Raw genomic sequence first — 26817 nt, forward strand, 5'->3', positions numbered from 1 at the left:
ATAGGATAAGTCTTGACTTAAAATTATACTATAGCTTAAAGCTCTTTACTTGTATGTCAACAGATAAGAAATTAAGAAGTTACGATTGGTTCGGGAAGTCTGATAAGATGGGGTTTGTGCACCGGTCCTGGTTGCGTAACCAGGGCTACCCTGATGATTACTTCAAGGGGCGACCAGTTATTGGTATTTGCAACACCTGGTCAGAACTAACACCCTGTAACGGGCACCTCCGCGATTTTGCAGAGGTAGTGAAAAGAGGAGTGATAGAGGCAGGCGGCTTCCCGCTTGAGTTTCCGGTTACCTCATTAGGGGAGACGCTTATGCGGCCAACCACCATGCTGTTCAGGAACCTGGCCGCTATGGATACAGAAGAAACTATTCGGGCAAACCCGCTGGATGGTATTGTGCTTCTCACCGGTTGCGATAAAACCACTCCTTCTACGCTAATGGGAGCCTGCAGCGTAGACCTACCTACCATTGTGGTGCCGGGCGGTCCTATGCTGAATGGCCGGTACAGGGGAGAATGTGTGGGCTCGGGATCTTTCAACTGGCTGCACAAGGAGAAGCAAAAGGTGGCAAATTTTTCCGATGCGGATATTCATGAAATGGAAATAGGAGCGGCCCGCAGCCAGGGCCATTGTATGACCATGGGTACCGCCTCCACCATGGCCTGCATGGTAGAGGCCCTGGGGCTGACACTGCCTGGGGCGGCGGCCATACCTGCCGTAGACTCGCGCAAAAAGGTAATGGCCCAACTGTCAGGAAGAAGAATTGTGGAAATGGTAAAAGAAGACCTGACACTCTCAAAAGTCCTGACCAGGAAAGCATTTGAGAATGCCATTGTGGTGAATGCAGCAGTAGGAGGATCTACTAACTTCATCGTTCACCTGCTGGCCATTGCCGGTCGCCTTGGCGTAGAACTGAACCTGGAAGACTTTGACACCATCGGAAGCAAGATACCTTTGTTGGTCAACCTGAAGCCATCCGGAAAGTACCTGATGGAGGACTTCTATTATGCAGGAGGCCTGCCCGTGGTACTTAAGGAGATGCAGCAGTACCTGCATAATGAGGCAATCACCGTTAACGGCCGCCCGATAGGCGAGAATAATGCGGAGATTTCCTGTTATAATAATGATGTGATTGTCTCTGTGGACGCGCCGCTTCAAAACGAGGCAGGTATTGCCGTGCTTAAAGGAAACCTCTGTGAGAACGGGGCTATCATTAAACCTTCAGCCGCCTCGCCGGAGCTCATGAAGCACCGTGGGCGGGCAGTGGTGTTCGAAACCATTGAAGACTATCACGCACGGATTGATGATCCGGAACTGGACATTGATGAGACCTGTGTGATTGTACTCAAAGGAGTGGGGCCGAAAGGCTACCCCGGCATGCCGGAGGTCGGGAATGTGGACCTTCCGGAAAAGCTGCTGCGAAAAGGAGTGCGGGACATGGTGCGTATTTCCGACGGAAGAATGAGTGGTACAGCAGCAGGCACGGTGGTGCTTCATGTGTCTCCGGAATCTTCTGTTGGTGGCACCCTGGGCTTGGTGATGGACGGCGACATGATTGAACTGGATGTGGCAAACAGAAGGCTTCATCTGGATGTAAGTGAGGAAGAACTGCAAAAACGCAAAGCTGCTTGGATACCGCCAGCGCCCATGGCTGCCAGAGGGTATGTGAAAATTTACATTGATCATGTGCAGCAGGCCCATCTGGGAGCCGACCTGGATGTGTTGCGGGGTGGTTCTGGTTCAGAGGTTACACGCGATCTTCATTAGTGCTTTAACAATAAATTTAGGTGTTGGCTGTTTTTGAGCCTCGTCTACACCATGCTGCAGCACGTATTTCTTAAGTGATATACGTGCTGCTTGCGCTTTACACAAGCGGGTTTTGGTATCGGGACGTGGGAGGTTCTTGTGAGAGTAGTAAAGTTAACTAGTAATTCCTTAGGTAGCAGGTTAGGATTGTTTGCTATTGCAGCCACTCTCCGCGCTTTGTCTTGGGGTAAAGGGCTGGTGTTTAGAAGTAGGTCGAATAGTTTATGCTGAATGGTTACAACCGCACTTCCCGCTGTAGCATGTGTGTATGGTGGCAGCAGTAGCGCGTAAAAAAGAACAATGCTACTTAACAGGTGTGAAGCGGGGTGATTTATAGCGGGAGCCAGGGCAGATTTTGGTGCCGGCCCTGGTAAAGAGGTAAGCGAAGTTAAGAAAGGGTGTTTATAAGTCCAATAAATTAATTGAATTGTTTAATTGATCGTGTTGCATTACAAGTGCTGCTGTGTGAGTTCAGGCAGGATAGTTCATATTGCTTACCATGAACAGGCGATACGGGGGGTGTTAGATTGCCATGGCAAAACAGCCAAGCAGGAAGACATACACAATTTCGTAGCCTTTGAACCTTTCTTTGATCGTCTTCAGGGCCTTATTCAAATGGTTTTCGATGTTGCTGTTGCTGGTATTCAGCAGTTGGGCAATTTCTGAATTGCTTTTGCCCTCCACACGGCTCAGCACAAAGACCTGTCGCCTGACAGGAGGCAGGGTTGCATAAGTGTCTTCCAGCAGCTTTGTTAGATCCTGGTAAGCAACAGTCTCCTCTGTAAAACAGCCTGTATCTGTACTGGTTGCGGTGATGTACTGCGTAAATGCAAATTCGTACACCCTGCGCCTCGTTTTGTTGTATACGATGTTCTTGGCAATGCTGAACAGGTATCCGTCGAAGTTCTTGTCCGGGTCCATTGTTTGCCGTCGCGCCCACACTTTCAGAAACACCTCTTGCACTATTTCCTCTGCATCCTCTTTCTGCCTTACCAGGTGCATTGCAAAAGCATACAGCTTGGGCTCAAATAAGTGATAAAGACTTTCAAATGCAGCTATATCGCCTGTCTTAAGAGCCTCTATAGCGCTGTGCAAACACATAATGCTTCCTGTCTTCATGGGTTTTTGATTAGTTGGAAGGATTTCACTTCTCGCAGGCACAAGTTTATTTAAGTTGCTAGTGAAAATTCAATATTAATTTATACAAAATATTCACAGATTCAAAAAAAAGTGAGTGCTTAATTATTTTTTTCTGGAGAGGTGGTGCAGGCCTGTAGTTGCGTGTAATCTATACAAACTCCAGAATAGATAATGAATAAAGACTTGCTTGATAGGTTTTATGCAGGCGAATGCTCACCAGAGGAGGTGCAGGAAGTGCTGAAGTGGTTCCATAAAAGTAGCCTGAACACAGAGCATGAGCAAGAACTGAATGACATGTGGCAGAAAGCCAGTCAGCTAACAGACGATAAGCTACAGCATGATTCGGAAAGCATATTCAAGGAAATAAAAGCGAAAATACAGGAACCGCAGAAGCCAGAGGAAGAGGAAACCGGCACTATCACCCGTTTCCTGCAGCTGCAACCGCCACAGTTCTGGTTAAAGGTGGCTGCCGCCGTCTTTCTGCCGATTTGCCTTGCCTTTGTGCTGGTGCAATATACCTCCTCCTCTGGAAAAAAGGCTGCTGCATATATGTCAGTAGCGGCTGCCCCTGGTGTCAAGAAAACTATCAAATTATCAGACGGCTCTGTAATCAGGTTGAATGCGGGTAGCAGTGTCTCTTTCCGGAAGAGCTTTGCTGCCGATAAACGGGAGATACAGCTGCGCGGAGAAGCTTTTTTTGAAGTTGCCAAAGACAGTCTGCGCCCGTTCATCGTGCACACCGGAAACATATCTACCCAGGCACTGGGCACCTCTTTCAATATAAATTACAGTGTGCACAACGCCGCCATCACTGTTGCCTTGGCTACGGGCGTGGTAAAGATTGACAGGCAGGAGCAGGAAGGAAAACGTCAACTAACCCAATTGGTGCCGGGCCAGCAGCTGTCTTACAACAAGGCGTCGCAGCAGTACAATGTGGCTGCTTTCGACAGAAATGAAGTATTAGGTTGGAAGCAGGGCGTGCTCGTTTTCAGAAGAGCCGATCTGGGGCAGATTGTCAGGAAGCTGGAGACCTGGTATGGCGTGGATATAGAAGTGGATGCCCAGGACATACAGGACACAGCCTGGAATTACACCGGAGAATATAATAATGAAAAGTTAGAGAGTGTGCTGGAAGGCATCGGCTTTGTGAAAGGCTTTTCATATAAACAAAAAGGCAGCAAAATAAAAATAGTGTTCAACCAAACCCAGAAACATATGAGTGAGGAGAAGGAATGAAAACAGCCAGACCTGGAACAGGGCTGGCTGTAGATGCCTCGATAAGAATTCTGTTGGCGCATATTCTTACCAAAGAGGCTGTTGTTTAACGAATGTTATCACATTAAACATTGCAAATTTATGGAAAACAGTTTTTACAACCTATTAAAAGATGGAGCAAAAAAAGCTTTGTCCTTAGCATCAGTGCTATTGGTTTTTGCCTTTTCCGCATCTGCAGCAGACATTGGGCTACCGGAGTCTGATATGCAGAACTCAAGAGTGACACTTTCTCTCTCTGAGGCTTCCCTCCAGGACTTTATACGTAGCGTTGAAGCCCAAACCACTTTTCGGTTCACATTTGACGAGAAAGAGTTACTTATCAGGAGAGAAATATCGATAGAGGCAAAGAATGAACTGCTCAGTAAGGTGCTGGATCGGGTCGCTGCGGAAACAGGCTTGGAGTTTAAGCTCATCAATAAAAATATACATGTACGTTTTTTTAAATCGAGCAAAACACCATTAGGAAATTTACCCGCTGAAAGAGTGAATCCGCAGGCGCCGGTAACAGGGCGCGTTACAGACAGCAAAGGAATGGGTTTGCCTGGTGTGAGTATTGCCATAAAAGGAACAACGAGAGGAACTGTTACGAATGGGGACGGAGCATTTACTATAAATGCTGCTCCCAACGATGTGCTGGTTCTGTCTTTTATAGGGTATGAACCGAAAGAAGTGACAGTAGGTAACCAAAGTAATTTATCTATTGAACTGAGTGAAAACACGCAGGCGCTTGATGAAGTTGTGGTGACTGCGCTGGGAATTAAAAGAGAAGCGAAGAAACTGGGGTACTCTACGGCTACCGTAGACACAGAGGAGTTATTGAGTAGCCGGTCCACCAACGTAGGTAATAATCTGGTCGGAAAAGTATCCGGAGTAAACGTGCAGGCGCCTCCAACCGGACCGGGTGGTTCCTCCAAAATCAGGATTCGTGGCCAGTCTTCATTTGGTGGTAATAACTCGCCTTTGATTGTTGTGAACGGGGTTCCGATTAACAATAACGCTGGTGGTCGTGGAAATGGCGCAGGCGAGGGATTTGCCGGAGAGGCAATGTCAGATACCGGTGATGGCCTGCAGAGTATAAACCCCGAGGATATTGAGTCTATGACGGTTCTGAAGGGAGCAGCGGCAGCGGCACTGTATGGCTTCCGTGCAAAAGACGGCGCCATCATCATCACTACTAAATCTGGTACAAACCAAACGGGTATAGGTATAACTGTTTCTTCCACTGTTCAGGCCGATCAGGCGCTGGACTTCACAGATTTCCAGTATGAATACGGACAGGGCGAGGGTGGTGTGCGCCCGCAGAGCGTTGGAGAAGCCCGCTCATCTGGTGTCTGGAGTTTTGGTGAGCGCTTTGATGGCCAGCCCACGTGGCAGGTAGACGGGGAGCAACATCCGTATTCGCCTTTCAAAGACCGCACCGATGCCTTTTATCGTACCGGCTTAATGCTGCAGAACAGCATTGCTTTAGCCGGTGGTAATGAAAAAGGAAGCTTCCGTGTCTCCTATTCAGATACAGATGCCAAGAGTATTGTGCCGAACTCAAGCTTTACGAGGAAATCTGTGAATTTGGGTTTGAATTATAACCTGACTGATAAGCTTTCTACGCAGGTAAATGCTAACTATTCCAACGAGGGCAACATCAACCCTCCTGTTGTTTCGCAGCAGGACTTTAACATGAACTCCACCCTTTATACACTTGCAAACAGCATAGACCCGAGGTGGATGGAGGAAGCATACAAAGATCCGGTCACTGGCAACGAAATCAATCCTGCGCGTTTTACGAATCGTACCAACATGTACTGGTCTATATACGAGCGTTTTGAAAACCGCGACCGCGACCGCCTCTTTGGCAATGTGTCGCTGCGGTACCAGTTCACGCCCTGGCTCTATGCCCAGGGGCGCGTGGGGCAGGATTACTTCAACGTCAACCATGAGGCTAACCGCCCGACCGGTACTGCTTTTTTACAGCCTGCTACTTCAGGTTTCAATGGTAATTATTATCAGGATTCAGAGACTTTCCGGGAGCTTAATCTCGACTTCCTGGTTGGGGCAAACCATGCGTTTGGTGATTTTAGCATTGATGCAACCATCGGTGGGAACTCCATGGATCAGACAGGCCAGACACTAAGCACTTCTGTAACTAATTTTTATGTTCGGGATTTGTATACCATTAACAATGGACAAATAAAAAACCCTGGTTATAACTACTACAGAAAGAAAGTAAACTCGTTGTACGGTACGGTGGATTTTGGATTCCGTGAGTATCTGTTTTTAACCGTTACAGGCCGTAACGATTGGTTCTCCACGCTGAACCCTGAGTCTAACAGTTACCTTTACCCATCGGTAAGCACTAGCTTTGTGTTCAGCCAGGCTTTTGCCAACTCACTGCCTACCTGGGTAAGCTTTGGAAAGCTAAGGGCTGCTTACGCTGAAGTAGGGGGAGACACTAACCCCTATACCAACCAACTGTTCTACTCGCTTAATAATCAGACCCTGAATGGCGTGCCATTAGGAAACATTGCCGGTTCGGTGAGCCCGAACCCAAACCTGAGACCTCTGAAAGTGAAAGAAGCTGAAGTGGGGTTAGAGCTAAGGTTGTTTAACAACCGGGTAAATCTTGATTTGGCAGCTTACCGCAAGAACACAGAAGATGAAATCCTGAATGTGGATATTTCTAACGCATCAGGTTTTGGGCAGACAAAGGTGAACGTGGGAAGATTGAGAAACCAGGGGGTGGAAATGTTACTGGGCTTCATCCCGATAACTAATAATAATCTTACCTGGGAAACTGCCTTCAACCTGACTTACAACCAAAGCGAGGTGCTGGAACTGGCCAATAACCAGCAACGGATCGATGTAGGAACAGGCGAATTTATTGGTATTGTATCGCATGAAGTTGGCATGCCGTTGGGCTCGGTGCGTGGTGTTGATTTCAGACGAGATGAGAATGGACAAATTATAACCTCTAATGGTAATATGTTAGGAGGAGATATTGTTACCTACGGCAGCGCTATTCCAACCCATACAGGAGGATGGCTCAACACCATAAACTTCAAAGGCTTCCGCTTCTTCACACAGGTTGACTTTAAAGCAGGCCATAAGCTGATCTCTAACTCCAATTTCAACTGGTACCGCCACGGCCTGCACAAGGCAACCTTAGACGGGCGCGAGGGGGGCGTTATATATCCAAGCGTAACCCCCGAAGGAGACCCGAATACAACGGCCGTATTGCCGGGAACATTCTACAACGGCGTCCGCAGTTTCAGTATTGCTACTCCTTTTGTATATGATGCAAGCTTTGTGCGGTGGCGGACTGCCTCTCTAGGGTACGACCTGACCAAACTGCTGAGCAACACCTTCATCAAGGGGCTTAACATCAATGTTTATGTTAACAATGTGCTGATGATTAAGAAGTACGTTGACAACCTTGACCCGGAATCGCAATATTCTGCTTCCGATAACCTGGCAGGGCTTGAAGGCCACTCCCTCCCTACTACCCGCAGCTATGGTGTGAATGTAAATATCAATTTATAACGTCAACTAAGAGCAACATCATGACAAAGAATATATATAAATATGTGGTGCTGATTGCCTTGCTAATAGGTGCAGGCGGCTGCGATAAGGATTTTGAAGAAATAAACACCAATCCTATAGAACCAACTACTCTTGACCCTGTGTACCTGTTCTCGGATGCACAGCGAACTTCCGCAGTCAGCACGCTGGGTTACCAGGCGGCCATTGTTCAGCAAGTGCAGATACCATATTCAGGATTCGTGGCAGGCGGTAACCTCAATTTGGTTAATGAAACTCAGTCTGCACCCATGTTCAACGACCTCTACACACAGACAATCAGGAATTTGACTGCTGTAATTGAGATGACCAAGGATGATCCGGAGCGGAGTAACCTCTACAACATGGCAAGAATCTGGCGCGCGTACAGTTTTCAGGTTTTAGTAGACACCTACGGAGATGTGCCTTATTTTGAGGCAGGCAAAGGTTTTCTGGAGAGTACTTATTTGCCTGCGTACGATGAGGCTTCGGTTATATACGAGGACATCATAAAGGAATATCAGCAGGCTACTGATGCGTTAAATCCAGATGGGGATGTCGTGCCGGGAGACTTGTTTTATCAGGGCAATATTGAACAGTGGAAAAAGCTTGGTAATTCGCTTTTGTTGCGTACCGGAATGCGTTATACTGAAATTGACGAGGCGAAAGCGCAGTCCATTGTAACGACAGCGGTTGATCCTGCAAGAGGCGGTGTAATTACCTCTAATGAGGATAATGCTTTTGTTCCCTATAGCAGTATTTTCATCCATCCCATGTCATCTCCGCTGATGGCTACTGAGCGGCTTAACTATTATGTAGGAGCTCCGTTTGTTGAGTTTCTACAGGAGACAGATGATCCGCGCTTAGAGTACATTGCCGTAAAATACGAGAACCCTGCCGGGACCCTGGAATCGTTAGGAACTGAAAATACGAACCCGGAGGACCAGCAAGGGATGCCGTATGGTTATGATGACACTAACATAGCCAGTGCACCTGGTTTTCCAGGTAAGATTGGGGCTGCCTTCGCCTACTCCCAGTTTAACCGCAGGACTGTACTGCAACTCGACAGACCTGAGTTTCTGGTAACCTATGCCCAGACAGCCCTCCTTTTAGCTGAGGCCGCGCATAGAGGGTATATCCCGGGAGGTGAAGCCGTGGCTCAGGAATATTATGAAGCTGGCATCCGGGCACATATGGAACAGATGGAGGCCTATAGTGGTGTAACTGAGGAGGCAATCATCAACATTACACCAGAAGAGGTGGCCGCATTCTTGGCACAGCCTGAAATTGCCTATGACCCGGCCCAGGCACTTGAGCAGATAAACGAGCAGTACTGGGTTGCTTCTTTCCTTCAGTTTCAGGAAGCCTGGTCTAACTTCCGTAGAAGTGGCTATCCGGAATTAGAGCCTATTAATTATCCGAGCCAGGACCCTTCTGTAAACGATTTCGGGGGCGGCTTCATCCGCAGGTTGCCCTACCCGCTGAGAGAAAGATCTGTAAACGAAAACAATGTAAACGAGGCAATAGCACGGATGGGGGGCAACACGCTCGGCAACCCGGTTTTCTGGGATGTTGTGGACTAGCTGCAGATAGTTAACCCTGGCAACAATTTTCCTGATTTCTTGTAGAGGCGGGCATTATGCTTTAGAGGGTAAAATTTTCTGAGATTGAGTTTTACCCTCTAAAGCATGACCAGGAACAGCCTTGCTATGCCTTTTAAGTAAACTGTCCAGCTAGCAGAGTTGGCAAAGCACCTGAGGTTCTGCTTGCGATGATGCACCTGCCTGATAACAAGTTCAGAAACTAAATCAACTAAATCACTAAACAAGCATTATATGAGAAAGGTCAGTTTTTGTTCCCTTTTTATACTGTTCCTAAGTTGTTCTACTGTTTCGCTGGCTCAGCAAATTTCCAAGGAAGAGCTTCTGTTCCTGACACCGCAGTGGAAGGGAGAAAGATTTCCTGATGGCCGTCCAAAAGTTTCGGATGATCTCATCAAGAGAATGAAGCTGGTAACGCATGAAGAGGCATGGGCAGTCATGAAAGGGGAAAACTACAAGCACCAGTATGCAGAGGGATGGCTGGTCGTGAACCCGGACAGTGTGCTGGTAGGACGTGCCTTAACGGCAACGTTTATGCCCGGCAGACCCGACGTACAGCGGGTGATAACCGAAAAAGGCCAAAAAAAGGATGGAAGGATCAAAGATCAGAACTCCTGGCCCGTCGATATGCTGGTGAAAGGAGATGTATATGTGGCCGATCAGTTTGGTGCGCATGAGGATGGACCAACGATCGGTGACAACCTGGCAAACTCTATCTACGCGAAATCAGGAAACGGCATAGTGTACGAAGGAGCTATACGCGACATCGCTGGCTTGAAAGAGATTGGGTCTTTCACCTCTTATGTAAGAAGCTACCACCCCTCGCACCATCTGAACAACCCCGATGGAGAACTCAACACAACCTTAGTCGGCATTAACAAGCCAACCAGGATAGGCAAAGTGATGGTGATGCCCGGCGATATTGTTTTAGGCAGGGATGGAGGAGTTAGTTTTATACCACCTCATCTGGTGGAGAAGGTGGTGAAAACCTCGGAAGTAGTCAGGCTGCGGGACATGTTCGGTCATCAGCGCCTGCGCGAGCAGAAATACACAGCAGGCCAGATTGACAACCGCTGGTCCCCGGAAATTGAGAAGGACTTTTCAAAGTGGCTAACTGACCACGCAAACGAATTGCCAGTTCCAAAGGAACAAATCCAGGAGTTGTTGAAAACCCGCACCTGGTAAGTAAAATCTATTAATAACAAGTTGAACAAGAGAAAAAGACATGGTAAATAAACAATCGAGACGCTCCTTTTTGACGAAAAGCAGTATGGCTGGCCTGGCTGGTGTTACCTTGATGTCCACTTTCGGGCAGGAATTAGAAGCCGCTGTTCAAAAGGCACCCTTAGCCTCAAGCCCATCAGACCTAAAAATAACCGACATTAAAGCCGGTTACATTCGCAACGGACACAGCCTTTTTGTTAAAGTGCACACCAACCAAGGCGTCTGGGGTTGCGGGGAGGCTGTGGACGCTACACCCGGTACCTATCACTTAGTGAAGATGTTTGGGGAGCGCATAAAGGGCAAAAACCCGCTGAATGTAAACCGTATATTTGAGGATGTAAGAAGATCAGGATTCTTTGAAGGAGCTCAGGCAGGTATGTATGTTGCTGTTCTTTCGGCAGTTGAAACCGCTCTCTGGGACCTGACAGGAAAGGCTTTGGGCGTACCTGTTTATCAGTTGCTGGGAGGTAAGTATAGAGATAAGATCAGGGTGTATTGCGACACGGCGGCTTACCGCGAAAGAAACCCAACGCCTGAAATGTTTGGCACAGCCGCCAAGGATGTGGCGAAAAGAGGGTTTACCGCTGTAAAGCTTGACATAGACCAGGCAAGTGACCCTAACAAGTACGACCACTATAACTGGACGGCCAGTCCGGCTGAGCTGGAAAGAATGTATAATCAGATTGCTGCCGTACGGGAGGCAGTGGGGCCTCATATCGATATATGCGTGGATATGCATGGCCGCTACGACCAGACCACCGGCCACCGGGTAGCCAAAATGATGGAGCCCCTGAATCTGATGTTCCTGGAAGAACCGGTGCCAGCTGAAAACGTGGATGCTCTCAAAAATATCACAGAATCTACCAGTACACCCATATGTGTCGGAGAGAACCTGTACCTGGCACATGGTTTCCGCCGCTTGCTGGAGATAGGTGCTGCCGATATGGTGATGCCTGATCTGCAAAAAGCAGGCGGGCTGGGTGAGGGACAGCGAATAGCCAACCTGGCGAACCTTTACTACGTGCCGTTTTCCCCTCATATGGTGGGTTCCTATCTGGCGGCCATGGCATCCAGCCATGTCTGTGCTTCAGTGCCAAACTTCGCCATCCTCGAATGGCAGCTATACTTCCACACAGACCCAATGTTCAAAGACATTGTCACCTTTGAAGGCGACATGATCAAAGACGGACATATTGTTCTAAGAGACAAGCCGGGCATTGGGGTGGAGATAAATGAGGAAGGTATGAAAAAGTACGCTACAAAGGGGTATCCTTTCTTTGTATAAGTTCCAGCTTGCCTAAACCTGCAAGCATCAAGAACAAGAAGATAGGTCTGCTGACTTTTATTGGGGAAGATCAGGAAATACAGCTGTAGGTCAGGTGAATGTATGCGCTTTAACATAGGGCATAAGCAGTGGGCTGATGGTATTTTAACAGGGAAAACAGCATGCTTTATCTAAAGAATGAACAATGTTTTAATATAAAAAATATTAAAAAATCAAATATAATCCTCTATGAAAAGTATTATACACCAAATTTCGGAGAAGTTTAAAGCAGAAGAAAAACAGGAAGCAATGGCAAGAGAGGCAGAGCTTCGCGATCCTGCCACTACAAACCATCGGCGGGACTTCCTGAAGAGGTCTGCTTTAGGAGGTCTTGCGTTGGGTAGTTTAATGTCTTGTGCTCCTATAGAAGATGTTATGGCCCATACTACTTCTAAAGTTAACCGCTTGTCTAACCCATCAGACCTGAAAATCACGGATATGCGGGTGGCTGTGCTGCAGGTTACAGGTCGCCAGCCAGTTATCCGGATCGACACCAACCAGGGCATCTATGGCTTAGGTGATGTGCGCGATGGCGGTGATGAGCGCTACGCACTCATGCTGAAGAGCCGCCTTTTAGGTGAAAACCCATGCAATGTGGAGATGCTCTGGAAGAAGATCAGGCAGTTCGGCTACCATGGTCGTCAGGGTGGCGGCGTTTGTGCCGTAGAAATGGCCCTTTGGGATTTAGCCGGTAAAGCATATGGTGTCCCTGCCTGGCAGCTGCTCGGTGGCAGGTACCGTGACAAGATTCGCCTATATGCCGATACCCCGGGTGCCAACAGTCCCGAAGAATTTGCGAAAACAATGGAACTGCGGGTGAAAGACCAAGGCTTTACCTGGTTAAAGATGGACTTAGGAATTCACGTGGTTGCGAATCAACCTGGTACCATCGTAAATAGTAAATTTTGGTCTGGAGCAGACGGAAAAATGAAGGGACAGTACGACACGAGAGAGTACATGAGCTATGGAAGTACACTGCACCCTTTCACGCAAATCCAGATTACAGATAAAGGGCTGGATGCTTTGGCTGAGTATGTAGAATCAGTGCGCAATGCGGTGGGCTACGAGATACCGCTTTCATCAGATCACTTCGGACACTTTGATGTGAACAACTCAATCCGCTTTGCCAAAAGAATGGAGCCTTACAGGCTCGCCTGGGTAGAAGACATGGTTCCCTGGATGGATACTCAGAGATGGAAAACGCTTACGGATGCGATAGAAACACCAACTATTACCGGGGAAGATATCTTCGGACTCAAGGATGGATTTAAGCCGCTGATAGATGCGCATGCAGTAGACCTTATACACCCGGATTTGGGTACTTCAGGCGGGCTTCTGGAAACAAAGAGAATTGGAGACTACGCCGAAGAACAGGGAATAGCGATGGCGATGCATCAGGCAGGTTCCCCGGTTACCTTCATGGCCAACGTGCATTGTGCAGCCGCTACGCAGAACTTCATGTCTTTAGAGCACCATTCAGTAGATGATTCGTGGTGGGAAAAGCTGGTGAAACCAACGGGCAAGCAGCCCCTGATAACAAAGGGCTTTGCGAACGTGCCGCTGGATGCACCAGGCTTAGGAATTGAGCTCAACGATGAGGTAATGAAGCAGCACCTTCATCCATCAGCGAAAGGCTACTTTGAGCCTACTCCTGAGTGGAATGAGAAACGTTCCCATGATAGACTTTGGAGTTGATTTTTTAGAGGGAGCCTCGTCGCAGTTAGAACGCTGAGGCTTCCTCTTTACCCTGTTTGTAACTAACAGATGGTGTCGGAAAACACTGTGATTTTAAATAAAAAACGTGTTGTGTCATGAGAGAAAGAGCACTACTGCTTATAGCCTTTATTTTATGCGGATATTTTGCCCATGCCCAACGTGTGGGATCATCACCTGAATATGTCAAGGCACTAACCTCTCAATGGAAAGGAGATCGCTTCCCTGATGGCCGCCCCAAGGTGCCTGATATAGTTTTAGAACGGCTGCAAAATGCAACCTTAGAACAAGTGTGGGGTTACCTGGGAAATAAAGGATACAGAAACCAGGTAGCAAAGGACTGGGTTATTTTAAAGCCTAGTGAGACAATGGTCGGGCGTGTGGTTACAGCCCAGTTTATGCCTGCAAGGCCTGACCTGGACAGCCTTGTAAAGGCACAGGGTAAAGCCGAAGGCCGATCCCAGAAGGGCGGTATAAACATCTGGCCTATTGATGTACTGACCAAAGGCGATATATATGTTGCTGACGGTTTTGGCAAGGTGAAAGATGGCACCTTAATAGGCTCAAGCTTAGGTAACGCCATTTATGGTAAAACCGGCAAGGGTGTCATATTCAACGGGTCTGTCAGAGACATGCAGGAATTAAAAGACACAGAAGGTTTTAATGCTTGGATAAAAGGGCACGACCCATCCTACATAAAAGATATGACGCCTACCTCCATCAATGCTCCTATTCGTGTGGGCGAGGTTACAGTATTCCCCGGCGACGTAGCGTTTGCAAACGAATATGGCGTAGTTTTTATTCCGGCTCATTTAGTAGAAGGGCTTGTGTCTGCGTCTGAGATGACTGCGCTGCGCGACGAGTTTGAGAGAGTGCTCCTGCAGCAAAGCAAATACCCATCCGGAGAAATACATGGTGATTGGTCTGATAAGATCAAGAATGAATTCAGGGCCTGGGTTGCCAAATATCCAAAGCAGCTGGCGATTACTCAAAAAGATATAGAAGCCTATCTGGCAAAACAGAATAACTAACTGTTGTAAAAAGATAAATCAGTAAGGCAGCACCGATATCCTGCTGAGAGTAAACTGCCTGACCAGGAGAACAGTGTTTGGAGTTAACAAGTGTTAGAGCCTGCTGCCATTGATTTTTGCTTGAGAAAGATTTATACAAAACATAAGCTAATATCAACAAAGACTATATAATGAAGAATACCATAACTACCCTACTGTCGCTTTTTTTCTGCCTTTGCTGTGGAGGTTCCTCTTTTGCACAAACAATTCCGAAAGAGGAGTTAGTCTTCCTCACATCTGAGTGGAAAGGAGAGCGATTTCCGGATGGCCGTCCTAAAATTCCCGATGCATTATTGGAAAGGGCTAAAAACATAGGGATTGATGATGCCTGGACAGTACTGAAAAATGAGGGCTATACCAACCAATTCGCAGGCGAATGGAAAATGGTGAAGGACGATGTGCCGGTGATAGGGCGAGCCGTCACTGCTATGTTCATGCCTAGTCGCCCGGACATAGAGAAGAACATAAAGGAGCGGGGAACGACAAAGCAAGGCAGAAAAGGGAACACCAATTCCTGGCCAATTGAGGTGCTCACCAAGGGCGATGTTTATGTGGCTGATGGCTTCGGCAAGATTGACGGGGGAACGCTTATGGGAGCTACACTGGCCAATTCTATTTTCAGTAAATCCGGCAACGGCGTCGTGTTTAACGGTAGCGCAAGAGACCTGCAGGAGATGCAGAATATCGAGGGCTTCAATGCTTTTGTCCGCGATTTTCATCCTTCTTTCCTGGAGGAAATGGTATTGATGGGGCTCAATACTCCCATCCGCATTGGGAATGCTATGGTGTTGCCCGGAGATTTGGTGATTGCACAAAGAGAGGGAGTCCTTTTTGTGCCGGCTCACCTGGCAGAGCAGGTAATAGGCACAGCAGAGTTTGTTACCCGCAAAGACAAGTTTGGGTTTGAAATGGTGCGGTCAGGGCGCTATACCACAGGCCAGATAGACAGCCAGTGGACGGACCCGATTAAAAAGGATTTCCTTAAGTGGCTGGAGCAGCACCCGGAATTAGGCAAAATGTCCAGGACTGAGCTTGATGTAGTGATGAGCAAGAGAACCTGGTAAGGTACTTCATTAATAGGCTCTATCTACTCCCGAGTGGAATGGGAAACGCTCCCATGACAGGCAGTGGAGGTAGTCGTTTTAAAGGGAAAGCGCTGGCATGTCTCTCTTTCATTTAAGTTTCTGCAGGACCTAACACTATTCTACATGATTGAATTTATAAAACATACACTGCTCTATTACCCATAAAGCCAAATAAGGATTTCCTCTAAGTTTAGAACCTTCACAAGAGGCGATTTTCAAATGCGGCTTTTAAAATTCTTCCTTCAACACTAAACATAGGTAACACTGTGAAACACATAAACGCTTATAAAATTGCCCTGGGTCTGGCTTTACTATGTCTGATTGCTGCCGTATTCCTGGTGCTGAACGGAAACATTGAACAGGCTGGCCCTTTCTTTATCGCTTTCTTTCTTGCGCTTGCTGTTGGCTTTCGCGGCTACAACCATCTAAAAGGATACTCTTATACCGTCATGATCTTCGCGGCTGTTACAACAGCGTTGTATTACCCCAGCTACTTTGTAGAAGTGGATGGTTTCCGTTTTGCAGTTCTCATTACGCCCCTGATACAGCTGATCATGTTTGGCATGGGTACCTCCATGAGTGTGAAGGACTTTGTGGGCGTGGCGAAGATGCCGAAAGGTGTGATCATTGGTATTCTCTGCCAGTTTACCATTATGCCCTTTCTGGGCTTTACGCTGGCAAGCCTGAGCAACTTTCCTCCTGAGATTGCTGCCGGCATTATCCTGATTGGCTGCTCTCCGAGTGGGTTGGCCTCTAACGTGATGAATTACCTCGCTAAGGCAAACCTGGCACTTTCCATCACTATCACGGCTATTACCACGCTGCTTGCCCCGCTCTTCACACCGCTGCTGATGAAACTGCTGGCAGGTGCTTTTATAGAGATTAACATGCTCGATATGATGTGGGACATTGTGAAGATGGTGATCATACCGATCGGTGCCGGGCTTCTGTTTAACAAACTGTTGAGCGGCAAAGCTAAGTGGCTGGACAACGCGATGCCTCTGGTATCAATGTTCGGAATTGCCTTCATCATTGTAATCATCACGGCAGCCGGAAGAGACAGCCTCCTGGAAATTGGAGGGTTGCTGATAATGATCGTGCTGGTGCACAACCTGACGGGCTACACCCTTGGTTACTGGGCTGCCAAATTGTTCAAGATGGATGAGCGCGACTGCCGCACTATCGCTATTGAGGTGGGCATGCAAAATGGCGGACTTGCCTCCGGCATTGCCAAAGAGATGGGCAAGATCGCGACTGTTGGCTTGGCTCCAGCCGTGTTCGGACCTCTTATGAATATCACCGGATCCATACTGGCGTCACACTGGCACCGCAAGCCTCCGGTTGGGGAGTATGATGATGAGCCGGAAAAAGATGAAGTTGAATTAGCAAAGCAATAGCTTGCCATCAAGAGCACCCTGTTCTCAAATCAGAAGGCGCAGGATAGGGCACCAAATACAATAATTACATCATTATAATACAGTAATAAAGACAACACATGAAAAAGTACTTTTTCCCCCTGATCGTACTCCTGATGCTGACGAGTGCCGCCTGTGCGCAGTCTAAGTCCGCGACCGCCAGCGTAAGGGAGCCTAAAACCATTGATGCTGGGGCCGAGGCAGCGGTGGCTGTAGCAGTTGAGAAGTTCAACCAGGCGATGGTCAGCGCCGACAGAGGCCAGCTTGAGGAACTGACGGCCGAGCAACTAAGCTATGGGCACTCCAGTGGGAAGGTGCAGGATAAAACGGTGTTCGTGGACGATGTGGTGAACGGTCCATTCGATTTTCTGACCATAAATGCGGAAGATCAGACAATTACTTTGGCTGGTGAAACGGCCATAGTACGGCAGATCTTTACCTCTGAAGCGACCAATAATGGCGCTCCCACTAATATTAGGATCGGTAACATGCTGGTGTGGCAGAAGCAGAATAGAGAGTGGAAACTGCTCGCCCGGCAGGCATTCAAGCTTTAAAATCGTAGCGTAAAAGTTTTGTTCGCACCATCGTATAAGTTGTATCTATATGATTATACCTGCACACCTGCCGAAGCGTCTGCTGATGGATGTCTCCTTACCACATAACTCTTCAAACTCCAAATTCTCAGTACAATTGCACGCGCTTCTCTCAGTTAATAAGCTGCTAGCTACAGAGGAGTAAAAATAAAAAAATATTATATTTTATTATTTAATTATAATAAATAGTATTAAATTCATAACCATGTATGATGAGTGATTAAGCACCCTCTTCTGTCAGTATAATATCTTTTCTTTAGTTCCAGAGACGATTCACTTTTGATTATTTACAAATATCATAGCCTATATGGAAAAATTTACACAAAATTGGCAGAAGGTATTGTGTGGTTTGGCTGTCATTAGCACGTTGAGTGCCAGAACGGAAGCAATGGCATCTAGTTCTAACGAGCCGGGCGCCGATAAGGACACCGCCCCGGGCAGTGCTGTTACTTCATCTTATTTCGACTGGCCCATTACGGGCAGGGTGGTGTCGGCGGCAGGTGAGCCACTGCCGGGGGTAACAGTGCTGCTTAAAGGCACAACTCGGGGAACTGCAACAGGGGCAGATGGTACTTTTAGCATTGACGTGCCTGAGCAGGCAGGAACGTTGGTTTTTTCGTTTGTCGGTTCCACAACGGTCGAACGAGCTTTCTCAGGACCAACTACGCTCAATGTAACCTTAGCTGATGATACGAAGGCGCTGCAGGAGGTTGTAGTGGTAGGATATGGTACTCAGAAAAAAGAGGCGGTTACAGGTGCCATTTCATCTATTTCAGCCAAAGAGATATCAGAACTACCTGTTCCAAGCGTTGCACAGGCCATGCAAGGTAGAGTTGCCGGTGTTACTGTTGTGAATACAGGTACTCCTGGTACAGCTCCAATCGTACGGATCCGGGGTGTGGGCTCTGTAAACTTCAACTCTGAGCCGCTATATGTAGTAGATGGTGTACCTACAGGCGGCCTCAATGGTATAGATACAAAAGACATTGCCTCTGTGGATGTTCTGAAGGATGCCGCCGCAACGGCTGTTTACGGATCCAGAGCTGCGAATGGGGTGGTGATCATCACCACCAAATCTGGAGGTAAGGATGGCAGGATGCGCGTGTCAATCGACTCGAGCGTGGGTACGCAGCACGCAACAAAAAAACTTGACCTGCTAAACACAGATCAGTATGTGGACTACGCCACCATGCTGATCAGGAATGCTAATCCGGATGCAAACCTGCCGAACAGATTAAGCCCTGCCGAGTTTAATCAGCCAATTTATCCTGGCGCTTCGCAAACCTATGCGGAAACCAACACAGACTGGCAGGATGAGCTTTTCAGATCAGGCCTTATCACGCAAAACAACATCACCTTGTCTGGCGGTAACGAAAAGTCTCAGTTCTTCACAAATGCTGGTTACTTCAAGCAGGAAGGTATCATGCTGGGAGTAGGCTTTGAGCGTTATAACCTTAGACTCAACTCCACCCACTCCTTAGGAAAGATATTTACGGTAGGGCAAAACCTGATGGGTTCTTATGGTGATCAGCAGTATGACAACGCCGGAAACAGGAGCAAACTTGTGAATGCCATTCGTTCTCAGCCATATATACCGGTTTATGACCCGACAAAATTAGGTGGTTTTAGAGAAGCGGATGCTTTGGACAGCTCTGACCCTACCAACCCAATCAGAGAAGCTGTGATGGATGAGTATGAGAACCGCAACGTGAAAATACTGGGCAATATCTTTATAGAAGCCAAGCTAACTGACTGGTTGCGCTTCAGATCTACCGGTGGTTTGGATTACTACAATAACCTGAATGCCATCTACCTGCCGATCTACGACACAGGTGGACTGGTTTCAAGACCGAATGCTACCATTCAGAACAATAGAACCACAGGCCGCTCACTGCTCATTACAAACCAATTAACCTACGACAAAACCTATGGCGACCATTATGTGAATGCTATAGCAGTACAGGAGCGCCAGGAGTTTAAGAATATATATGAAAACGTACAAGGCAGCCAACCGAACAACATTGTACGGACACTGACAAATGCGGCTAACCTGGCAGTAAATGAGGGTTATGAGGAAAACCTTATCATATCTTACTTAGGCCGTGTAAATTATGAGTACAAGAGCAAATATTTACTGAGCGCTTCTATGCGCTATGATGGCTCTTCAAAATTTGCTCCCGATAATAAATGGGGTGCTTTTCCGGGTGCTTCCGTTGGCTGGCGCTTGTCGGAAGAACAGTTTATGAAAGGCATCACGTCATTATCTGAACTGAAGCTGAGAGCAAGCTATGGTAAAGTAGGCTTCAACGGCTTAGGCAATTATCCATGGATGGTACTGGCACAGGTGAACGCGACAGCTTATCCTTTCACTACGGATGGTAATCCGGTGCTGGGTTCTTACTACTCTGGCATAGGTAACCGGGAGCTGAAGTGGGAGATTACGAGCATGATTAACGGTGGTATAGACGTAGGCTTGTTCAACAACAGAGTAACGTTTTCTGCCGAGTACTTCGAACGGACTACGGACGACCAGTACGGTTTGATCCTAAGTGTTCCTACGCCTAACTCTTTCGGCTTTGGTGGTGCTGGTGTGTTTGCTAACGTAGGCACCATGAGAAACAGTGGTTGGGAGTTTCAGGCTGGATACAACGAAAGTGAGAAGGCTCTCCAGTGGAGCGTTAATGCTAACTTAACCAGAATCAGAAACGAGGTAGTAGAACTGACTGCTGCCAGTGCTGTTATTGATGCTGCCGGAAACCAGGATTTTGGCTCTAACCAAATTACCCGTACTCAGGCAGGCCAACCGATACAGTCGTTCTATGGATGGCAAGTTGACCGCATCTTCCAAAGCGATGATGATGTTGCCAATTCTCCAAAACAGGAAAACGGCACACAGGCCGGAGATATCAAATTCAAAGACTTGGATAACAACGGTGTTATCAACGATGCAGACAGAACGTTCATTGGTAGTTACCTTCCCGATTTCAGCTACGGAATTAATGCGTCAGCAGGTTACAAAAACTTTGACCTGACACTGTTCTTCCAGGGAGTTCATGGAAATGAGATCTACAATGCCAGCCGCGTGATTATAGAAGGAGGGCAGCGACTGTTCAATGCCGGTACACAGGTGCTGGATGCATGGACGCCAAGTAATACCGACACTGATATCCCAAGAATGGTTGCCGGCGATCCGAACCGCAACAACCGTGTTTCAGACAGGTTTATTGAGAGTGGCTCTTACCTGAGATTGAAGAACCTTGTAATCGGTTATACCATTCCACAGGAAACATTAAATTCATTCGCCGGTGGCAAGTTAAGCGGCCTGAGATTTTATTTCACATCACAAAACCTGTTCACTGTAACCAAATACACCGGATTAGATCCGGAAGTTGGAACGCTTCAGGGAGGACTGCTATCCAACGGTGTTGACTTTGGCCAGTACCCAACACCTAGAGTTTTAATGGGTGGCATCCAGATAACCTTGTAGTTTTTATACATGTTAGAAACAATAAATCCCATCTAATTTAAACTGGTAATGAGAAATATATATATATCCGCATGTTTACTGGGAGCCTTTCTTCTGACAAACTGCCATGATGATTTAAATAAAGTTAACCCTAACTTTATCACGACAGAAGTGTACTTTAAAGACGTCGTTGACCTGGAGAAAGCGGTGACCGGTATTTACGCCACAGCACACTCCAACCTGTTGGTTGCCAGAGAATGGTTTTTTACGCATGCGCTTCGCAGCCCTGATTTCGCCACTGGTGGGGCACAGTTGGAAGCTCCAAGAGCACAGATCCTGAATGGCGGCACCTCCCCGGATAACTCAGTAGTCGGTGCTATCTGGACTGGCTTTTATACCGTTATCCACAGAGCTAACACCGTTATTGTAAATGGTCCTACTGCCACTGGTGATGCTGCGACAAGAGATCTGATGGTAGCTGAAGCCAAGTTCCTAAGAGCCTGGGCGTATTATGAACTGGTAAACTTCTTCGGCCCTGTGCCTATTTACACAGAACCAGTACTAACCGTAGAAGGCTTTAAGCCCAGAGCACCAATAGCCGATGTTTATGCCGTAATTATGGAAGACCTGAAAGCAGCCCAGGCTGCTCTGCCTGAAAGCCGTTCGGGAGGTGATTTAGGTCGTGCAACTTCAGGAGCCGCCACTTTCCTGCTTGGCAAAGCATATGTGCAGCAGGGGGATTATGCATCTGCAAAAACAGAGCTTGAAAAGTTATTAGGTAGATACACATTGACAGATGAGTATCTGGACAACTTCAAAGAAGAGACAGAGTACAATTCCGAGTCAATCTGGGAGATTGGTTTTCAAGGTAGGAGTGACAATGGTTACAACTGGGGTAGCGGCGATGGCCCTACTGCACCACAGTCTTCTGTGCGTAACCAGGAAATCAACCCTATTTCATGGCGAAACCTGATTCCGTCTGACGACCTACTGAACGAGTATGAAACTCCGGCGAACGGTGCTGCTAAAAGAGACCCGCGCTTAGACTACACAATCTATTTCCCGGGTGATGAGTTTAACAATGGCAACAGCAGGTTAACAGAAGCCATGCAAGGTGGAGCCGGTACATCTATTCTTAACGGAGTGCCGATCAAGGTTAGCTGGCAGAAGTACACAAACCTCTACAAGTCTGATTTAGGTTTTCAGCCTGCGGGTATCAACACCAGGATCTTCCGCTATGCAGAAGTATTGTTGTTGTTGGCCGAAGTCGAGAACCACTTAGGAAACCAGGCAAAAGCGATAGAATACCTGAACATGATCCGTGACCGTGCTGATGTGATGATGCCACATTATCCAACCCCTCTGTACCCGGTTTCCACGCAGGAGCAGGTTTTTGCCGCCATCGTGCACGAAAACCAGGTGGAAAGAGGAGGAGAAGAAGGCCGTGACTTTGACGTTCTGCGTTGGATACGGGAAGGTAAAATAGCCCCTCCGTTTACCACCTACACGTTTAATCCTGAAAGGGACTTTGTGCTTCCAATTCCTCAGGATGAGATAAGCAGAAATCCTAATTTGGGTGAGGGCGGCATCAATAAACAGAATCCGAATTACTAACATAGTAAGGTCCCTGGTTTACTTTACCAGGGACCTTACTATATCATACCAATACCGTTTAAACCGTGAAGTTGTATCATCAGCAGCCTATAAAAAAGCTTTCCGAAAAGTAGGAGGCACAGGTGCCAGCTTCGTGGCTGTTTTCACCTTTCACTCATCAATAAACCTGAGTTTTAAGGGGCAGAACACATAACATGCCTGATGATATCTTTTGAAAACATCCTGCAGACACAGAACAATAGTATGCTGATTAAAAGTCTTTTTATGATCGAGTTGCTTTTTTAATGAGAGTCATATACCTGCCTTTTCTTGTTTTCATTGTTTTCCTGTTTGCCAGTTGCAGTTGGCTAAAGCAAGAAAAGCCATTGTTTACCCTGCTGGAGCCTGAAGCAACGGGTATCACGTTTGCCAACACTATTACAGAAACCGGAGCCTTCAATGTCCTCACCTACGGCTATATCTACAATGGAGGCGGGGTAGCGGTCGGCGATGTAAACAACGACGGTTTGCCGGATCTTTACTTTTCAGGAAACATGGTATCAAGTAAGCTTTATCTAAACAAAGGAGATTTCAAGTTTGAGGACATTACAGCTCCATCCGGAACAACTACAAAAAGTTGGGCAAATGGAGTGACCATGGTAGACATTAACCAGGACGGACTCCTGGATATTTACGTTTGTACTGTCAACCCTCTCACAGACCAGCCTCAGACACCGAACCTGTTGTTTATCAACAAAGGGCTGGATGCAGCGGGGAAACCTGTTTTCAAAGAAGAAGCAAAAGCATATGGCCTGGCTTTTATAGGCCACAGCACACAGGCAGCTTTCCTGGATTATGATAAGGATGGCGACCTGGATGTGTATGTGCTTCGGAATGCTGCGGACAAAAACATGAATCCTAACATTGCACGTCCGAAAGTTACTAACGGCACGTCGCAGAGCACAGACAAACTGTTCCGGAATAATGGGAATGGCTCTTTTACAGACGTGTCTGGTGAGGCCGGCATACTGGTAGAAGGCAGAGGGCTTGGGGTAGCGGTGAGTGATGTGAATCAGGATGGCTGGCCGGATATATACACCTCAAACGATTTCTTAAGCAACGATCTCCTGTGGATAAATAACCAGGATGGCACTTTCACAAATAGAATAGGGCAGTACCTGAAACACCAGACCTACAATGGAATGGGTACTGATGTTGCTGATTATAACAACGATGGCCTGCCGGATATAATAGAGGTTGATATGATGCCGGAAGATAACAAACGGCAGAAAACCACCATGGAAACCCCTAACTATGATCGCTTTAAGTTAAACAGGCGCATTGGGTATGAAGACCAGTATGTCCGGAACACGCTGCAGTTAAACAATGGCGATGGATCCTTTAGTGAAATAGGCCAGTTAGCGGGTGTGTATGCCACAGACTGGAGCTGGAGCGCCCTTTTTGGTGACTATGACAACGACGGCTGGCGTGATCTGTTTATTTCGAATGGCTACATGAAAGACATGATCGATTTAGATTATGTCCGCTATAACTCAGAGGAGTCTATGTTTGCGACAGATGAAGAAATTCAGGAAAGGCTACAGCAGAAATTCAAAGAGCTGAAGAGTGTTGTCGTGCCAAACTATGTCTTCCAGAACAAAAGAGATTTGACTTTTGCTGATAAGACAAAAGATTGGGGCTTGGATAAACCGTCCACATCTAACGGGGCTGTTTACGCCGACCTGGACAATGACGGCGACCTGGACCTGGTGGTTAACAACATCAACAGTACCGCGTTTGTCTACCGCAACAATGCTGAGAAACTACTAAAAGACAATAATTTTCTAAAGGTTAGCCTGAAAGGCCAGGCACCGAACCTCGGCGGTATCGGGGCTACTGTCCGGATCAGGCATCAAGGTGGGCAGCAGTACTATGAGCACTACCTGACCCGCGGCTTTCAGTCGTCCCTGGATCAGATAGTGCACTTTGGGCTGGGGAAAGTGGGCGCAGTTGACACAGTGGAAATAACCTGGCCTGATGGAAGGTGCCAGTTGCTGACCAATGTCAGCGGGAACCAGGTGCTGCAAGCAGATTACAGCGCTGCCTCGCAGCAGCGTCCTTCCCCGGCACCGGTGCCAAAACCTCTCTTCCGTGAGGCAGCCGGAGACCACAACATCTCCTTTGTGCACGAGGAAGACGATTACGTGGATTTCAAGAACCAGCCACTCATCCCCCACAAGCTCACGCAGGGCGGACCGGGTATCGCGGTAGGGGATGTGAACGGCGACGGGCTTGACGATTTTTTTATAGGCGGGTCTGGCAGGCACACCGGCACGCTTTTTTTCCAGGATATGCAGGGCAAGTTCAGCTCACAGCCGCTGAGTAGTGAGCCCAACAAAGAAGACGATATGGGAGCCTTGTTTTTCGACGCGGACGGTGACGGCGACCTTGACCTGTACGTGGCTACAGGTGGCAATGAGTATGAAGCAGGCGCAGAGAACTACCGGCACCGGCTTTATAAAAACGACGGAAGTGGCAACCTGACACATGACGAACGCGCGCTCCCACGCCTTATCACCAGCGGCTCCTGCGTTACGGCAGCTGACTTTGACAAGGATGGTGACCTAGACCTATTCGTTGGGGGCAGGAACAACCCTAAAGAGTACCCGCTGCCCGGCAAGAGCAGTATACTGCGCAACAAGGGAGGTGTTTTCACTGATGTCACGGAAGAAGTGAGCAGTGGACTGAGTGATATCGGCATGGTGACATCAGCCCTGTGGACAGATTTTGACCAGGACGGGCAGGTGGATCTGGTGCTGGTGGGAGAGTGGATGCCAGTCAGCTTCTTTAGAAACGAGAATGGAAAGTTCGTTGATGTGACAGCATCAACTGGCCTTAGTCATACCAATGGCTGGTGGAACAGCATTACGTCCGGCGACTTTGACAATGATGGCGACACGGATTATATAGCCGGCAACCTGGGGCTCAATTCCCGCTTCAAAGCATCTGTTGAGGAACCAGTGAGCATTTACGCCAAGGACTTTGACGGCAACGGGAAAACTGATCCGATCATAGGATACTATATCCAGGGGGAGAGTTATCCAGCGGCAACCCGTGACGGACTCACTGACCAGATCGTGTCCATGCGGCGACTGTTCCCGCGCTACGCTGACTACAGCGAGACGACGCTGGAAAAATTGCTGAGCATGGTGGAGCTTGAAGGGGCCTTTGTGGGCAAGAGTTACACATTCAGCAGCAGTTACATAGAGAACCTGGGGAACGGAAAGTTTTCCATTAGGGCGCTGCCGGTGCAGGCGCAGTTCGCACCGGTGTTTGGCATGTCAGTGGCAGATGTGAACAGTGACGGCAACCTGGATGTGGTGCTGGTAGGAAACTCCCACGCTACGGAGACAGGCACCGGCTACTACGATGCCTCCTATGGCACGGTGCTGCTGGGCAACGGGAAAGGTGGTTTTACACCAGGAGCAGGCAAGGCAACTGGCTTTTCAGTAAGCGGAGACGCGAAAGCTGTTGCCCGTCTGATTACGGCAGAAGACACGCCGCTGGTATTGGTGAGTGTGAATGATGACAGCCTGCGGGTGTTTGAGGAGCCGAAAACCGCAGACCGACAGGTGGTGAGGCTGCGGCCTGATGATGCCTTTGCGGAGCTTTACTTCAGGGACGGCAGGAGAAGGAGAGAAGAGTTCAGCTATGGCGCCGGCTACCTGTCACAATCCTCCAGGGCGCTTGTGCTGGATAGTGGGGCATTGCGGGAAGTTTTTATCACCGGCTATCGGGGCGGGCGCAGAAAAGTAGAGCTACGGCAGGCCCTGATTGTAGGAAGGGAGTAGTCAGTTGCTAGTCTGCCTGCCCGAGAGGCTGGCAGCTTTGCAGGTGAACTGTTGCTGTAGAAGTGCGGGGAGAGCAAGGCAACAGAAGAAGTGATGTCGCAGGT

General features: G+C 48.0%; 15 protein-coding genes. 14 read left to right on the plus strand and 1 reads right to left on the minus strand.

From position 1 onward, the window contains the following. Positions 1 to 53 precede the first annotated feature (53 nt). Positions 54 to 1775 (plus strand): IlvD/Edd family dehydratase, encoded by a 1722-nt coding sequence (locus tag E1919_RS02680; RefSeq protein WP_162051774.1) that lies wholly within the window; start codon positions 54 to 56, stop codon positions 1773 to 1775. 561 nt (positions 1776 to 2336) lie between these two features. Here the strand turns inward: E1919_RS02680 and E1919_RS02685 are convergent. Further along, positions 2337 to 2933: an RNA polymerase sigma factor gene (locus tag E1919_RS02685; protein ID WP_162051775.1), complete on the minus strand. Its 597-nt coding sequence runs from the start codon at positions 2931 to 2933 to the stop codon at positions 2337 to 2339. Positions 2934 to 3125: 192 nt separating this feature from the next. On the opposite strand from E1919_RS02685, the gene E1919_RS02690 reads away from it, so the two are divergent. From E1919_RS02690 to E1919_RS02750, 13 genes are all read left to right on the plus strand, one after another. Then, positions 3126 to 4190: a FecR family protein gene (locus E1919_RS02690; protein ID WP_162051776.1), complete on the plus strand. Its 1065-nt coding sequence runs from the start codon at positions 3126 to 3128 to the stop codon at positions 4188 to 4190. A gap of 168 nt (positions 4191 to 4358) precedes the next feature. After that, positions 4359 to 7763, plus strand: a complete 3405-nt coding sequence (locus E1919_RS02695) for a SusC/RagA family TonB-linked outer membrane protein (RefSeq protein ID WP_237143961.1) — start codon at positions 4359 to 4361, stop codon at positions 7761 to 7763. A 20-nt stretch (positions 7764 to 7783) separates the two neighbouring features. After that, positions 7784 to 9361 (plus strand): SusD/RagB family nutrient-binding outer membrane lipoprotein, encoded by a 1578-nt coding sequence (locus tag E1919_RS02700; protein ID WP_162051777.1) that lies wholly within the window; start codon positions 7784 to 7786, stop codon positions 9359 to 9361. Between the two features lie 252 nt (positions 9362 to 9613). Further along, positions 9614 to 10564 carry an RraA family protein gene (locus E1919_RS02705; protein WP_162051778.1) on the plus strand — a complete coding sequence of 317 codons (951 nt, stop codon included), beginning with the start codon at positions 9614 to 9616 and terminating at the stop codon, positions 10562 to 10564. Between the two features lie 40 nt (positions 10565 to 10604). Continuing rightward, positions 10605 to 11888, plus strand: a complete 1284-nt coding sequence (locus E1919_RS02710; RefSeq protein WP_162051779.1) for a mandelate racemase/muconate lactonizing enzyme family protein — start codon at positions 10605 to 10607, stop codon at positions 11886 to 11888. A gap of 228 nt (positions 11889 to 12116) precedes the next feature. After that, positions 12117 to 13622 (plus strand): mandelate racemase/muconate lactonizing enzyme family protein, encoded by a 1506-nt coding sequence (locus E1919_RS02715; protein WP_162051780.1) that lies wholly within the window; start codon positions 12117 to 12119, stop codon positions 13620 to 13622. Between the two features lie 116 nt (positions 13623 to 13738). Beyond that, on the plus strand, positions 13739 to 14671 hold the full coding sequence (locus E1919_RS02720) for an RraA family protein (RefSeq protein WP_162051781.1): 933 nt from the start codon (positions 13739 to 13741) through the stop codon (positions 14669 to 14671). A gap of 170 nt (positions 14672 to 14841) precedes the next feature. After that, on the plus strand, positions 14842 to 15774 hold the full coding sequence (locus E1919_RS02725; protein WP_162051782.1) for an RraA family protein: 933 nt from the start codon (positions 14842 to 14844) through the stop codon (positions 15772 to 15774). Positions 15775 to 16070: 296 nt separating this feature from the next. Further along, the gene (locus E1919_RS02730) at positions 16071 to 17192 is read left to right on the plus strand and encodes a bile acid:sodium symporter family protein (RefSeq protein WP_162051821.1); all 1122 of its coding nucleotides are present in this window, start codon (positions 16071 to 16073) and stop codon (positions 17190 to 17192) included. A gap of 98 nt (positions 17193 to 17290) precedes the next feature. Next, positions 17291 to 17764: a nuclear transport factor 2 family protein gene (locus E1919_RS02735; RefSeq protein ID WP_162051783.1), complete on the plus strand. Its 474-nt coding sequence runs from the start codon at positions 17291 to 17293 to the stop codon at positions 17762 to 17764. 346 nt (positions 17765 to 18110) lie between these two features. After that, entirely contained in the window at positions 18111 to 21290 is a 3180-nt protein-coding gene (locus tag E1919_RS02740) for a SusC/RagA family TonB-linked outer membrane protein (protein WP_162051784.1), read from the plus strand. Positions 21291 to 21338: 48 nt separating this feature from the next. After that, positions 21339 to 22883 (plus strand): RagB/SusD family nutrient uptake outer membrane protein, encoded by a 1545-nt coding sequence (locus E1919_RS02745; protein WP_162051785.1) that lies wholly within the window; start codon positions 21339 to 21341, stop codon positions 22881 to 22883. Between the two features lie 284 nt (positions 22884 to 23167). Continuing rightward, on the plus strand, positions 23168 to 26713 hold the full coding sequence (locus tag E1919_RS02750) for a VCBS repeat-containing protein (protein ID WP_162051786.1): 3546 nt from the start codon (positions 23168 to 23170) through the stop codon (positions 26711 to 26713). Positions 26714 to 26817 lie beyond the last annotated feature (104 nt).

It is taken from the genome of Pontibacter pamirensis, from assembly GCF_010015475.1.
GTDB classification, from domain to species: domain Bacteria; phylum Bacteroidota; class Bacteroidia; order Cytophagales; family Hymenobacteraceae; genus Pontibacter; species Pontibacter pamirensis.

Excerpts from the sequence above, each read along its gene's own strand:
- E1919_RS02680 (WP_162051774.1), top strand. The coding sequence starts at position 54 with ATGTCAACAGATAAGAAATTAAGAAGTTACGATTGGTTCGGGAAGTCT.
- E1919_RS02685 (WP_162051775.1), bottom strand. The coding sequence starts at position 2,933 with ATGAAGACAGGAAGCATTATGTGTTTGCACAGCGCTATAGAGGCTCTT.
- E1919_RS02690 (WP_162051776.1), top strand. The coding sequence starts at position 3,126 with ATGAATAAAGACTTGCTTGATAGGTTTTATGCAGGCGAATGCTCACCA.
- E1919_RS02700 (WP_162051777.1), top strand. The coding sequence starts at position 7,784 with ATGACAAAGAATATATATAAATATGTGGTGCTGATTGCCTTGCTAATA.
- E1919_RS02705 (WP_162051778.1), top strand. The coding sequence starts at position 9,614 with ATGAGAAAGGTCAGTTTTTGTTCCCTTTTTATACTGTTCCTAAGTTGT.
- E1919_RS02710 (WP_162051779.1), top strand. The coding sequence starts at position 10,605 with ATGGTAAATAAACAATCGAGACGCTCCTTTTTGACGAAAAGCAGTATG.
- E1919_RS02715 (WP_162051780.1), top strand. The coding sequence starts at position 12,117 with ATGAAAAGTATTATACACCAAATTTCGGAGAAGTTTAAAGCAGAAGAA.
- E1919_RS02720 (WP_162051781.1), top strand. The coding sequence starts at position 13,739 with ATGAGAGAAAGAGCACTACTGCTTATAGCCTTTATTTTATGCGGATAT.
- E1919_RS02725 (WP_162051782.1), top strand. The coding sequence starts at position 14,842 with ATGAAGAATACCATAACTACCCTACTGTCGCTTTTTTTCTGCCTTTGC.
- E1919_RS02735 (WP_162051783.1), top strand. The coding sequence starts at position 17,291 with ATGAAAAAGTACTTTTTCCCCCTGATCGTACTCCTGATGCTGACGAGT.
- E1919_RS02740 (WP_162051784.1), top strand. The coding sequence starts at position 18,111 with ATGGAAAAATTTACACAAAATTGGCAGAAGGTATTGTGTGGTTTGGCT.
- E1919_RS02745 (WP_162051785.1), top strand. The coding sequence starts at position 21,339 with ATGAGAAATATATATATATCCGCATGTTTACTGGGAGCCTTTCTTCTG.
- E1919_RS02750 (WP_162051786.1), top strand. The coding sequence starts at position 23,168 with ATGAGAGTCATATACCTGCCTTTTCTTGTTTTCATTGTTTTCCTGTTT.